The 13,252-nt window shown below is 33.2% G+C and carries 15 protein-coding genes and 2 tRNA genes; 7 read left to right on the top strand and 10 right to left on the bottom strand.

Annotation, left to right across the window (positions count from 1 at the left end):
* Positions 1 to 2: 2 nt before the first annotated feature.
* Positions 3 to 1,787: a translation initiation factor IF-2 gene (gene infB / locus R1F52_02360; GenBank protein ID WOV93488.1), complete on the top strand. Its 1,785-nt coding sequence runs from the start codon at positions 3 to 5 to the stop codon at positions 1,785 to 1,787.
* A 1-nt stretch (position 1,788) separates the two neighbouring features.
* Here infB and R1F52_02355 read toward each other — a convergent pair whose 3' ends face one another.
* Positions 1,789 to 2,199, bottom strand: coding sequence for an archease (locus R1F52_02355; protein WOV93487.1), 411 nt, complete (start codon positions 2,197 to 2,199; stop codon positions 1,789 to 1,791).
* Positions 2,200 to 2,318: 119 nt separating this feature from the next.
* Positions 2,319 to 3,185 (bottom strand): FkbM family methyltransferase, encoded by an 867-nt coding sequence (locus tag R1F52_02350; protein ID WOV93486.1) that lies wholly within the window; start codon positions 3,183 to 3,185, stop codon positions 2,319 to 2,321.
* 238 nt (positions 3,186 to 3,423) lie between these two features.
* Here R1F52_02350 and hisS point away from each other — a divergent pair, with 238 nt between their 5' ends.
* Positions 3,424 to 4,698 (top strand): histidine--tRNA ligase, encoded by a 1,275-nt coding sequence (hisS, locus tag R1F52_02345; GenBank protein WOV93485.1) that lies wholly within the window; start codon positions 3,424 to 3,426, stop codon positions 4,696 to 4,698.
* Here the strand turns inward: hisS and R1F52_02340 are convergent.
* Entirely contained in the window at positions 4,688 to 5,353 is a 666-nt protein-coding gene (locus R1F52_02340; protein WOV93484.1) for a translation initiation factor IF-6, read from the bottom strand. The genes hisS and R1F52_02340 overlap by 11 nt on opposite strands.
* A gap of 123 nt (positions 5,354 to 5,476) precedes the next feature.
* On the opposite strand from R1F52_02340, the gene R1F52_02335 reads away from it, so the two are divergent.
* Both R1F52_02335 and R1F52_02330 read left to right on the top strand, forming a co-directional pair.
* Complete coding sequence (locus R1F52_02335; protein ID WOV93483.1) at positions 5,477 to 6,013, top strand: ferredoxin family protein; 537 nt, start codon at positions 5,477 to 5,479, stop codon at positions 6,011 to 6,013.
* A gap of 81 nt (positions 6,014 to 6,094) precedes the next feature.
* Positions 6,095 to 6,178: transfer RNA gene (locus tag R1F52_02330), tRNA-Ser, on the top strand.
* 31 nt (positions 6,179 to 6,209) lie between these two features.
* On the opposite strand, the gene R1F52_02325 is transcribed toward R1F52_02330, so the two are convergent.
* From R1F52_02325 to R1F52_02315, 3 genes are all read right to left on the bottom strand, one after another.
* Positions 6,210 to 6,656, bottom strand: a complete 447-nt coding sequence (locus R1F52_02325; protein ID WOV93482.1) for a hypothetical protein — start codon at positions 6,654 to 6,656, stop codon at positions 6,210 to 6,212.
* A 98-nt stretch (positions 6,657 to 6,754) separates the two neighbouring features.
* Positions 6,755 to 7,408 (bottom strand): hypothetical protein, encoded by a 654-nt coding sequence (locus tag R1F52_02320; protein WOV93481.1) that lies wholly within the window; start codon positions 7,406 to 7,408, stop codon positions 6,755 to 6,757.
* Positions 7,409 to 7,491: 83 nt separating this feature from the next.
* Positions 7,492 to 8,448: a replication factor C small subunit gene (locus R1F52_02315; GenBank protein ID WOV93480.1), complete on the bottom strand. Its 957-nt coding sequence runs from the start codon at positions 8,446 to 8,448 to the stop codon at positions 7,492 to 7,494.
* Between the two features lie 105 nt (positions 8,449 to 8,553).
* Between R1F52_02315 and R1F52_02310 the strand changes: the two genes are divergently transcribed.
* Both R1F52_02310 and R1F52_02305 read left to right on the top strand, forming a co-directional pair.
* On the top strand, positions 8,554 to 8,886 hold the full coding sequence (locus R1F52_02310; protein WOV93479.1) for a hypothetical protein: 333 nt from the start codon (positions 8,554 to 8,556) through the stop codon (positions 8,884 to 8,886).
* Between the two features lie 9 nt (positions 8,887 to 8,895).
* Positions 8,896 to 9,126 (top strand): hypothetical protein, encoded by a 231-nt coding sequence (locus R1F52_02305; protein WOV93478.1) that lies wholly within the window; start codon positions 8,896 to 8,898, stop codon positions 9,124 to 9,126.
* On the opposite strand, the gene R1F52_02300 is transcribed toward R1F52_02305, so the two are convergent.
* The 4 genes from R1F52_02300 to R1F52_02285 all read right to left on the bottom strand — a co-directional run bounded on the left by R1F52_02300 (position 9,119) and on the right by R1F52_02285 (position 13,027).
* Positions 9,119 to 9,352 carry a hypothetical protein gene (locus tag R1F52_02300; GenBank protein ID WOV93477.1) on the bottom strand — a complete coding sequence of 78 codons (234 nt, stop codon included), beginning with the start codon at positions 9,350 to 9,352 and terminating at the stop codon, positions 9,119 to 9,121. The genes R1F52_02305 and R1F52_02300 overlap by 8 nt on opposite strands.
* A gap of 4 nt (positions 9,353 to 9,356) precedes the next feature.
* Positions 9,357 to 10,388 (bottom strand): UDP-N-acetylglucosamine-1-phosphate transferase, encoded by a 1,032-nt coding sequence (locus tag R1F52_02295; protein WOV93476.1) that lies wholly within the window; start codon positions 10,386 to 10,388, stop codon positions 9,357 to 9,359.
* Positions 10,389 to 10,394: 6 nt separating this feature from the next.
* Entirely contained in the window at positions 10,395 to 12,476 is a 2,082-nt protein-coding gene (locus tag R1F52_02290; GenBank protein ID WOV93475.1) for a minichromosome maintenance protein MCM, read from the bottom strand.
* Positions 12,473 to 13,027, bottom strand: coding sequence for a hypothetical protein (locus tag R1F52_02285; GenBank protein WOV93474.1), 555 nt, complete (start codon positions 13,025 to 13,027; stop codon positions 12,473 to 12,475). Before R1F52_02285 ends, R1F52_02290 begins: the two co-directional genes overlap by 4 nt.
* 107 nt (positions 13,028 to 13,134) lie before the next feature.
* On the opposite strand from R1F52_02285, the gene R1F52_02280 reads away from it, so the two are divergent.
* A tRNA-Leu gene (locus R1F52_02280) sits at positions 13,135 to 13,219 on the top strand.
* Positions 13,220 to 13,252: the final 33 nt, after the last annotated feature.

Here is a 13,252-nt window from a genome sequence, read left to right as displayed (position 1 = left end):
ATTTGGCAATTCGACAACCCATTGTAACAGTTTTAGGACATGTAGACTCTGGCAAAACATCCATACTTGATTATATTAGAGATTCTGGAATTCAAAAACGTGAAGCAGGTGGAATTACTCAACATATAGGCGCAAGTTTCCTTCCAACTGAAACTATAAAAAAAATCTGTGGCTCTATGTTTGATAAGATGGAAGAGAATTCCAAAGTAAATATTCCTGGAATTTTAGTAATTGATACACCAGGACATGAAGTTTTTAAAAATCTAAGAACTCGTGGAGGCTTGGCAGCTGATATTGCAATCCTTGTGGTAGATACAAACAGAGGTTTTCAACCTCAGACTAATGAGAGCCTGAAAATTTTAGAGAGTAGAAAAGTTCCATTTGTAGTTGCTTTAAACAAGGTAGATCAAATACCTGGATGGCAACCCACTGATACTCCTAATATTACTACTAGCATCAAGGCTCAACCTACATCTATTCAGACTACACTCGATGAGCAGATATACGGGGTAGTTGGAACACTATCTGTTTTAGGATATAAATCCGAAGCGTTTTATCGAGTTCAAAATTTTTCAGAGGAAGTATCCATCGTTCCAGTTAGTGCAAAGACTGGAGTTGGAATTCCAGAATTATTAGTAGTACTAGTTGGATTGGCCAGACAATTTCTACAAAAACGACTAGATCAGAGTAAAAAGAGAACTAGAGGTATCGTCTTGGAGGTAAATGATGAGGTTGGTCTTGGTACTACTGCAAATATTATACTAATTGATGGTATTTTACATAAAGACGATATGCTTGTTTTTTCTAAACGGGATGATGTAATTTCTATAAAACCTAAAGCAATACTATTACCTAAACCATTAGATGAAATGCGTGACATACGAGATAAACTCAAATCTGTTGATCAAGTTGTAGCAGCAGCTGGAGTGAAAATTGTATCACCTGATCTTGATGGTGTTCTACCTGGCAGTACAGTATATGTTTCAACTAATTCTGATGAATCACAGCAAGCCAAAAAAGAACTTTTAGCTGAATTAAAATCAATATTTATTGAAACAGAAGTAGATGGAATAATTTTAAAATGTGATACCATTGGTTCATTGGAAGCTATTGTATCTATGTTGCAACGTGAAAAAATTCCAATTGCAAAAGCTGACATTGGTAATGTTACACACAATGATGTCATGCAGGCAAAAGCAATCAAGGGAAATGATCGACATCTAGGTGTTATTATGGCATTTAATGTAAAAATTCTTCTTGACGCACAAAAACATGCAGATGAATCTCATATACGTATTTTTGAAGACAAAATAATCTACAGTCTTATAGATTCATACACACAGTGGGCTCAAGACGACGCAAGAAATGTAGAGGATTCCATATTTTCTGAAATCCCACCATTATCCAAATTCACATTCCTTAAAGGCTATCAATTTAGAAATAATGATCCTGCAGTATTTGGAATCCGAGTTGATGTAGGTACATTAAAGCAAAAAACCTCATTTATGAATAAGACAGGCAAAAGAATTGGAACTGTACATCAATTACAAGAAAAGAAAAAAAATATTGATACCGTAAAGACTGGTGGAGAGGCTGCGTGTTCTGTACAAGGTGTCACCATCGGCCGTCAAGTACACGAAGAAGATGTCTATTATTCTCTTCCTACATCCAATGAGGCAAAACAATTACTCAATAAATTTTCTCACAAATTAACGCCACCTGAATTAGAATTGCTATATGAAATAGTTGAAATACAAAGGAAGAGCAATGCTGCATATGGTTATTAAATTATAAATCTAATAGAAATTTCATATATGTAGAGCCATTATTTGTTATAGACATCTCATGAAATGTAGGAGCTTTGATTTCAATTTTAAAATTATGTTTTTCTATGTCTAATGATTCTCCATGTATAATTGCCGTAATCTTTTTTTCTTGATACGTAACATCAGTTATCTTTGATATAGCAAAACCCTTTGTTATTATGTTAAAAATTATCTCTTCCAACCAATTATATAATAATTCTTGATCATCTGTCCCTGTTACTATTATTGATTCTGTACTGTTAGTGTCTACAGATTTTGATTCGATCATAATCTCCACTGTAGCCATTCCAGCAAACATGAATGCCTCATTCATGTCTTTAGCTGTTACCTCAACTATGGCATCGGTTGCATGATCTAAAAACGTATAACCCAATTTTCAATGAATAGTCAAATGCCATACTAATATGCCTTAATGTTATATTATAGTTACTTGACTAGTCTTTTGATATTATAATTATAACATTACTATCAAAAGTGAATAATTGTTTAATGTTATTCTTGTATATCTGTACGACTACATAATAAATTCGTAGTTTTTACACAACTATCTATAATTTGATCTACATTCATAGGTTTAATTTTTTGCGCTGATTCATAAATAACATAAATCTTGAATCCTAAATCATCTATGAAAGCTAACTGATCTTTTGGTAACATTCCAGCTTTTTTTATTGACTCTGGATTAAACTCTACAAATAACACAACATCCTTATTTTCTGTCAATATGTTGCTCATACCTCGTAAAGTATCTAATTCTGCTCCTTCTACATCCATTTTGATAACATTAATTTTATTAATAGATTTTTTGTTGTAATAATCGTCCAATTTTATGATTGGAACCGTCACAGATCTGTTTGTAGAGATTGTATTCTCATACAAAGTATGCATACTTTGATTATCTGACAGATATAATTTTATTTCTCCATTTTTGTTTCCAACTGCCATATTTTCTATTATTACATTATTACAATTATTTACTTTTATATTTTTTTTTAAGATCTCAAAATTATCCATGCTTGGTTCAAATGAAAAAACTTTGCCAGAATCCCCAACTAACTTTGACATAATTAATGTAAAATATCCTATATTTGCCCCTAAATCTAATACATAATCTGATTCTTTAATCCATTTTGATAATAATTCTGTCTCAAATGGCTCATGCGAACCATGAATGGAAAGACGAAGAGAATCATTTTGATCCAAGTATATCTTATTCTCTCCGATCATTACGAAATCGCTAGATGAATGCTTGACTATGGCTTTATGAATATTTTGTAATGGTTCTATAGATGCAATTCTTGAATGTGCAACCTTTTTAATAATTCGACCATATATACGTAGAAATACCCCATTACTCAATGTAAATAATTCAAAGTAATTCTTTAATATATTCATTGTTTTGTTGTGTCTTGATGTGTTATTTCAGCTCATATTATTGAAACTTGGCATTTACTTATTCGATATTTATACAATAGTGGGTCTTCATAATTTTTCCATATTGGAAAATTAGTTAAAATTTGTTAACAAAGATGTTATGGAATCATTATTTGTATATGTGCAAAGTCTAAATTACAAGTTTGTTTACTCACAAGGTATAATGGAATTACCTAGAGGTATGAAAGATTTTGGATCTGAAGAAATTAAAAAGATTGAATTTGTAAGAGAACGTTTTTTGGAGACATGTCGTATATTTGGATTTGAGTTTATGGAGCCATCACCAATAGAATTGTTGTCTGTTTTAGAGGCAAAAAGTGGTAGCGCAATACGTGATGATATCTATTATTTTCAAGACAAAGCACAAAGAGACATTGCTCTACGCTTTGACTTTACCGTTGGTCTAACTAGATTTATTGCGTCACAGAAATCTATGCGATTACCGGCCAAACTTGCCTCGTTTGGTGGTGTTTGGAGATATGATGAACCACAAAAAGGCAGATATCGATTTTTTCATCAGTGGAATATTGAATTGTATGGTAAATCAAATCTAGAATATGACTCTGAGACTATTGAATTTACGTCACGATTATTTGATTCACTTGGTATGAAAGATGTAATTATTAATATTAGTCATCGTCGTCTAGCTGAATCTATGATTCATTCCATCTTTGACTCTGCTGATGGTATAGTCATTTCAGATATGTTGAGAGCAATCGATAAAATTGGTAAAAAAAGTAGAAAGGAAATTACTGATGAATTTGTTGATAAAGGATATGACTCTACCAATATTGAGAAATTACTAGATTTTTCCCTGATCTCTGGCAGTCCAGATGAAATTAGTAAACTAATTGATACTACAAAGCTTGAATCATGGGTGAGAATCTTGGACATTTGGAATTCTCTTGAAAACAGAAATGTGCGTAATGCTCGCATTAATTTTGGAATTGTTCGTGGATTGGATTACTACACCGGAACAGTCTTTGAAGTGATTGATCCTAAATCCAATCTTGGTTCACTAGCAGGAGGTGGGCGATACGATTCCCTTCCTAGTGCATTTAGACGTGATGATCTTGGGGCAGTAGGTGTTGCAGGAGGAGTTGAGCGTACAATACTTGCAATGGATAATCAATCTATTCTAAATATTAGCCGAAATGTGCCTATTCGTGTTGTATATGTGGATAATACTGTATTCAAGCATGCCATACACATAACCTCACAACTACGCAGTGCCAAAATTCCCACAGTCATGGATCTTACTGATCGTGCGTTCAAGAAACAATTTACGGCTGCAAAAGAGTCTCTATTTGTAGTAATTGTAGGTCCTAAAGAATATGAAAATAATCAAGTAAAGATCAAAAATATGAAAAATGAAAAAGAAGAATTAATTAATATTGATTCTTTGACACAGCGTATAACTACTCTACTTAGTTCATAAATGCACCAGTGAGTGTCATAATTTCAGTTCCACTAGTAACTGAACCCACTACAATTGATTTGTTGTTTGCCAATATTCCTGATGATAAATATGGCACACCACCATTTATCGTACACTCTACCAACTCCACCTTCATAAAATCTTGAATCTCTTTCTTGTCATCAATATTTGTATTCATACTAATAACACCATTTTTTGCTGTAGCGATTAGCATGACACCTGTTTGGTTATATCCTGCAATTTTTTTTTGTAATACTTCAACACCAAGAACATTTTTTATAATCTCCAACTCATTTTTTTCAAACATTGGGGATACAATAACTGCTTTGTCATTAATGGCTATTAAATTTCCCAAAGCAGTAATCTTGCTATCTAGTATACCTACATTTAATTTTAATTCTTTTTTGAAAAAATCATACTCTCTTTGATTAATCGTTCCAGGTAAAAGTATTCCATTGTTATTTAATACCATAAGTGGTCCTAAAAGGCGCGTATCTGCAACAGTCGTATGATAATATTCTACATTCAAATATTTTGCTAATTTTTCTGCCTTTGTCTTTGCCATACCGTTTGGAATAAATATATAATCGTCATTTACTTTGGTGTATACTCCAATATTTGGGCTTTTATACACATCGTATTTTGTAATATCCATGCGACTACTTATCATAAAACGTTATTAACGTACGGATCACAAACGAGCAATCATACTCAATAATTTGTTTAGTTTCAACTAATTTTATTTAGATTTAAATACTGATATGTAATTTAGTGAAATATGCCAATAGCAGAAAATTTCCCAGAAGGTCTAAAACCTACTGGCAAAATTCTTCATTCCGATGGAGAAAATTTCCATTTCGTATGGGGTCCTGGCAGAAGTGATGCAGAAGCATTCTCAAATCAAGAATGTATAGACGCATACAAAGCTAGGGGAGAAGAACAAGTTCCTCTCGGTGTCAGTGGTACTATGGTTGCTGTTGATTGGGATTCTTGTGTTGCTGATGGTGCTTGTATAGAATCATGTCCAGTACAAGTATTTCAATGGTACAGAACTGAAAAAGATATATCAAACATCGAAGCTACAACTGCAACATTTGATGGTACTGGTAGCTCTGAAAAAGAAGAACGTAAAGACTATACTGACAAGGCTGATCCAATACGAGAACATGATTGTATTTGGTGCATGGCCTGTGTGTCTGTATGTCCTCCACAAGCAATCATCGTCAATCAATCCAATCTAGAAGCACATGAAAAAGCAGCCGGAACATTTGTAAAAATGGAATCTGGTTCTGAAAACCCACACTCACACGATTAGATCAATTATTTTTTCATTTTTTCTCTTTTTCTAATTATATTGCGCTCAACAATTTTTAACAGGCATTATACAACATACTCTGCAGAGGTCGCCTAACTCGGTAGGGCGCGGGCCTTGAGAGCCTGTGTTCGCAAGAACACGGGGGTTCAAATCCCTCTCTCTGCGTTTTTCAATATGTGAATTTTCTATCTAAACCTTAGATTTCTGATAATTGACTACGTATATGATCACGTAAATCTATAAAATCTGAATATTCGTAAAAGAATAATATTTTCTGTTCTGCAATTGTTTTACCACTAGGTTTGTCTTTCAAGACAAACGCTGTCCATGATTCTGCAATATCTTCTTCTACATGCGTTGATGCGTATTCACTCACAAATCTATCTTTATACTTTAGATAAAAGATATCAAATTGTTCAAAGTATTCTTCATCATCTGTTATTGTTTGTAAATTGTTCCATTCTGGTAGTATGTCAATCCAAAATTCTTGATAAAATAAATTAATATACGAATCGATATTTGCACAACCATCTTCTATTAGAGCTCTCTTTGGACATTCTCTTATCTTTATCTCATATAACCTATCGAGTTTTTCTTCATCCCTCTCATCTTGATGCCATAATTTCACAAGTTCTAAATCCACATCAATCTGATCAGAACCGAGTGTGAGTATATGTCCAAATTCATGAATCGATGTTATAATTGTCTCCTTGTAATCAAAATTCTCTGTTGGATATGAATCTAAAATATCAAATAATAGATACCATTGTGTGGTATCATTCGATCTCTCTCTACACCTCCGCCTTGCTCTCCGACTCCATCTGTAGTTAGATAAAATAGACTCGTATCTCTATATGAGCTTGGAATTAATTTTGTAAATACATTCCAAATTCTCAAATGTTTTACTGTATCTTCTTGCAGATATATTAAATTCTCAGGTATATTTGGTGATTTTTTATGTAAAATATTATCTCCTATTACATCATAAAATATAATCTCATAACCATTCTCTGTGGGACCTTTAATGTACCCCTCATCTGATTCATCTGGCTCTCTTAATCCATATTCCCATATCTCAATTGCCATTTTTTTGACTTTATTTTTTAAATCTTCATCACTTGATTGTACAATTTCTTGATCCGATGTTTGTACTAGTTTAATTTCCCATCCTCTTTGAATTAGTATATCTACGGTACTTGACTTTATACATGCTGGAATGTCATTATAGCGTATTATAAGATTCAATCCTTCATTACATGTAACATCTTGAGCAAATATTCTATCTGTGATCTGTTTTAACGGTGATATATTTGATTGTTCAACATTTAACATTTCTGCAGAGGCATCTGAAAATCCAATTACTCCAATTATTATTGAAATTAATATAAAAACCATATACATAATATTACATTTTCCTATTAACCTATAAAATTCATCGTGTTGTATGTATAATTAATTTGATTTATGACACAAGTGATTTAATTCTCAATGTTTGATAATTCAGATAATAATGCAGATAACTGTATTTCGGCATTTGCACCAACAAGAATTCGATAATCATATTTTGCTATAATCTGTATCACTTTGCTCAAATTTTCTAATTCCATTTTGTTTGCTGCCTGATTGATATATTTAAGAAAATCTGCTTCAGACATACCTTGTAACTTGATTAATTCGATCATCTCTGTACGTGCTGTGCTAACATCCCCCTTGATGGCTTTGGCTAGTATGCCTTCGACATCTTGTGATTTTGCCAAACCTGAGATTGCTTTGACATTATCTACCGTTACATCACCAGAACTTGATACGGTTTGTAAAATATTGATAGAATGACGTAGATCACCTTTTGCATGTTCATAAATCGTATTTAATCCCTCTTCATCAACTTTGATTTTTTCAGATTTTGCAATGGTTTTCAAATGTGCGGTTAGTTCTTTCTTTGATATTCCTGAAAATTTGAATGCAGAACATCTGCTTTGTATGGGACCAATTATCTTTGATACATTATTTGCAATTAAAATAAATCTACAGTATTTTGCAGTATCTTCAATTATTCTTCGTAACGCTGTTTGAGCATCAGATGTCATTTCATCAGCTTCGTCTAAAATAATTATTTTAAATGGAACATCTGCGCCCATACTTACAAATCTCGAGAATTTTTTTACACGTTCTCTAACCATTCCTATGCCACGTTCATCAGATGCGTTTAATTCCAATACGTTATTTTTTCTATTTTTTCCTAAAATATGATGTGTGAGACATAGTGCTGTAGTTGTCTTTCCTACTCCTGCAGAACCTGAGAAAAGTAAATGTGGCATCTCTGATTGATTTTTTAACAAGGCCTCAATGCTTTTAATAATCTCTGTCTGTCCTACTATATCTGATAATTTAGTTGGACGGTATTTTTCAACCCACATAATATCTGTCATTGACATAATTTTTTAAATCACGATCATCTAAATAAATCCTATATCTTGAAACTTCTAATTTTATTTATGTTAATAATAACACTTTTAAAAAATAACTATATCTTATGATATATGCTCATTGTACGAGATACTCGTTTTTTTGAAGAAGATTTTATAGACACAGAATCTAATATTAAAATTGGTAAAGATACTAAATTAGAGCCAAATTCTATAATTTATAACAATTGTAGTATAGGCAAAAGTTGTATTATGGGAGCAGGTGCTATCTTAAGACCAGATACACAGATTGATGATCATAGTATATTCGGCCCGTTGTCTATAACTGAACCTGGTGTAAGAATTGGATCTTGGACTACAATTCACGCACAGTGTCATATTACTGCTGATGCAACTATTGGTGATTGTGTATTTATAACTCCATTTTTTATTGTAGCAAATACGTGAACTATAAGTTTGGGTAAATTTGGTTATCCAAATTCAACAAATGATGTTCGTCTTCCATTAGTAATAAAAAATGGTGTGCGTATAGGTGTTTCTGTAACAGTTGCTCCTGGTGTTACAATTGGTGAGAATAGTTTGATTGACATGAGATGTACTCTAACCAAAGATATTCCTCCAAATTCTCATGTACGTGCAGATAAGAGCATTATTGGGAAAGTTATTGGTAAAATAAATCCTACGTAAATTTTATTGCATTCTTCAATATCTTATTTTTCATTTTTTGTAGTAGAGCAACCCACCCAAAAATTATTAATGTTATTACAACTCCTTTGATTACAAGTACTATTATCTCATTTATACTATTTTCTACTAGTACATCTATGAAATAAATAATACTCACAACTGTACCTCCGCCTATAATTATAAGAAACCAAAATATTATTAAAAAACCATACAATACATTACTCAAAATTTTACACCCCATTATTTCCTATGATGGATATCTCTGAATTTATCATCAGGGCTGTAACGACAGATAAAATTCCAGAAACAAGCGTTAGCTTCACCACTTGAATCACAATTTCTTTCTCTGTTAATGGTTTTTTTGCAACCAATAGACGTACGAGTGATATTGCAGCTTTTACGCTTTTAGTTGATTTTATTTTAAAATCATCAGTCATCTCGGTTGGTCTTGCCCCAATTTGACGATGTTCAACTATTCGTTTCGCACTTGATAAAAACAAGAATGAGTTGATCACTGCTGGAAGTAGTGCAATTATTGCTATAATCTCTACATTTCCAACTATTGCCAATGTTCCATACATTACACCAAATACAAGCGCTCCGGAATCTCCAGGGAATATTCTAGTNGGAAATTTATGATATTTGTAAAATGCAATGGACACAAAAAGTAGTGGTAGTACTACAAACGCCATCTCATAATTTTCTACAATTATTAACCCAATTATTAAAACTATACTTGCAATTACCATAAAAATACTTGATAAACCATTCATTACATCTATGGAATTGAGTGTATTTCCTAGCAAAGATATGGTTAATGGTATTACAGCAAGATACAACCAAGAAATTTCAAGATTGCCAAAGAGTGGAAATGCTATACTAGTATCATATGTTCCTAGAATAATGATTGGAATTGATGATACAGCTAGAGCCAATGGTTTAAACCAACCACTCATAATTTTTACATCATCTATAATTCCAACAATAAATGCAAAGGTTGTTGTGAATATTACTGCAAGTATTTCTGTGGTACCCAAAAATGCATACAGTGTAATCTCTGCACCTAATATCCCTGCTAATAAAACCGGACCTCCAGGGTGACTTACTTTAGCACCCCCTTTACGATGTCTATCATCTACTACCCAATTCATTTTCTCCAAGAATTTAATCCAAATTGGAGTTAGAGCAAATACAATAAAAAATGCAATTACAGATGTTAACACTCCAATGAAAAGCCATTCAAATAGATCTTTTTCTTGCATGACTCATCATGTGATGTTGTAATGACCTGTTTTAGATTCATATATTGATGCTTCTGCTTTCATTTTTCTAATGTATATGTGTGCATCACTTTCATTGAATTTCTCACTATTTACCAATTCTTTGATCAATTTACCTTCCTCAACTGCTATTTTGCTCTCTCCTTCTAATGACTTTAAGATATCCATGAATAGCTGCATCTTTGAGACTTCACTTCTAGGTTTTCCTTGCAAAACCCCCAAATCTACTTTACCCGTATTTACATCCACACCTGCATCTTGCAACATACTTTGCATCAAAAAGACTGCACGTTCTGCGTCTTCCTCCTCTACTCTATCTCTCAAACAGAGTCTAGCACGTGCTGTAGCTAACCGAAGTAATCCCTCCAGCTGTCTTGGTGTAACTGTAATCATATCGTCAGAATCCACATTTCTCATTTGCATGTAATAATCTAGTATCTTGGTCTCTGCACCTTCTGTAAGTATTGGATTAATTCGTTTTGCAAACGCTAGGTATTTTGTTAAAATATCAACATCTACCGGTGCTCGTCCACCTATTCCACTAGGAGTGTGTAGTTTTATGATGTGCTTCGCTATCATTCTATCTCTTTCTTTTGATGGTATGTCTCTGACTACAAATATCAGATCAAATCTAGTTAGTAATGGAATGGGTAGATTCACATTCTCTGTTATATTCTTGAATGGATCATATTTACCATACATGGGATTTGCAGCAGCTAAAATGGATGTACGTGCATTAAGAGTTGCAACAATTCCTCCTTTGGCTATACTTGCAGATTGTTGTTCCATGACTTCGTGTAACGCACTTCTATCCTCTGGCTTCATTTTATCAAATTCATCAATACATACGAGTCCCTGATCTCCCAGTACCACAGCTCCTGCCTCCAACATCATTATTCCTGATTTATCTCGAACAACGGCAGCCGTCAAACCTGCAGCGGTAAATCCTCTACCTGAAGTGTATAATCCCCTAGGGGCAATTCTCGCACAAAATTTGAGCATCTCACTTTTAGCCGTTCCTGGATCACCGACTAAAAATATGTTGATATCTCCACGTATCTTTGCTCCATCTGCTAATACTCTTTGCGTGGATCCAACGATTAGTAATAATATGGATTCCTTGATTAATGAATGTCCCTGTATATGTGGTGCAAATGACTCTACAAGTCTTTTATAGATATCCGAATTATTACCTAGTGTACGAATTATTTTTTCTTCTTCTGGTGAACTAGTCTCTCTCTCTGATCTTCTTGATGATTTTACACCACGACCTCCCAAGAACTCAATATTATTTCCATCAATTCGTAATCTGTACACGGCACTGTTTGTTTTCCCTATTCCTGAAATTGGTTCTTGTTCTATACGTACTATGCCAGTTAAAATAACACGATCGCCGGGTCTAGCATTATCTACAAGATCCTGCTTTATTGTAATATCAATATACTGTGGTAACTGTCCTGGTGGTAAATCTTCTGGCAATTCTTGAAGACGAAGCATCTGAAAATCTATAAATTTACTATGTTCTGGATTAGGTTCTAAATCACGATGTGAACAATTTGGATCTGAACATTTTGCAGGTACATTTACACTCATACCTTTTTGTATGTAAATCTGTGTAATGTGATCATCAGGACAGGTGTAAACCATCTCTTTTGCTAATGGTTTTACCTCCGATGCTCTAACAACCATTCCAGAGACACTAGTCATATTGCTTATAACATCAGAATTTATCTGTCTCAAACTACGCTGAAGAGGATAATTTACAATACGTATACGAATATCGTCCTTGATTTGCTCAGCATATTCTACAAATCTCATCTGCAAAATCTCTTTTACGGCCTTTGCAAATCCTGTTAACATCATATCTGGACTAGCATTAAATCTTGACTCAATATCAGGGCGTAATATGAGATCATCATAATCAATGGTTATAAATTTAGAATTCTTTGACATCATTTGATCAATTTGTTCAACGTATTTGTAGAGATTATCTTCTTTGAATTCAACTAGGAATTCTTTGACCATATCTTTTACTCCTTCCTCATTAAATTGTATCTCTGCCATTGTCATTCTTTATCACCAATAACAAATTTTGTAAATTCTTGACTAATATTATACAGGTTATTGTAAAATATCTTTTCTTCCACTGTTAATTTAGCAGTGATTTTAGCTGTTAGGCGAGATGAATCTGCTATATGAATTATTTTTCCATGACGTTTACGTACAAGTGAATTTAGTAAACTTTCAATTTTCTCTTTATCTTTTCTAGGAATTTTTTTTATAAAAGTTTTAATCTTGATGTAAAAATTTGGCTCGAGTGTAGATAATTCAAATTCATTTTGTAAATTTTCTTTTCCCACCGCTTGAGTTAATTCTTTTTCAATACTCCTATCTTGTATCTGTATCAATTCTGATTTTTCTAAAACATTGGCAACCCAACGTGGTATACTGAGCACGTCTCCTCTCTTTCCTTTAATCGTTATTTTGGGTAGTGTAACATCTACATCTTGCTGAAATGTAACTCTAATCTCATCTAGATCTAACGCTATGGAATGAACCTTTTGTATATTCTCAATATCCACATTTAGTATAGTCAAGAAAGATATTAAACGACTAGGCATATTTTAACTGACCACTTGTGAATGAATCTAAACTGAATATTAGACCATTATTATCGTATAATTATATACTAGCAACCATTAAGTTTATGATCAATTCAAATCTTGTTGCGGGAGTCGCCCAGCCTGGTCAAAGGCGCAGGGTTTAGGTCCCTGTCTTTCAGGAGTTCGTGGGTTCGAATCCCATCTCCCGCATAATCAATAAAATCATTTCCTCAAACTTGACGT

This window comes from Nitrosopumilaceae archaeon AB1(1) (assembly GCA_033471095.1).
Taxonomy (GTDB): Archaea; Thermoproteota; Nitrososphaeria; order Nitrososphaerales; family Nitrosopumilaceae; genus Nitrosoabyssus; species Nitrosoabyssus spongiisocia.
This window is presented reverse-complemented; position numbering and strand designations above follow the sequence as displayed.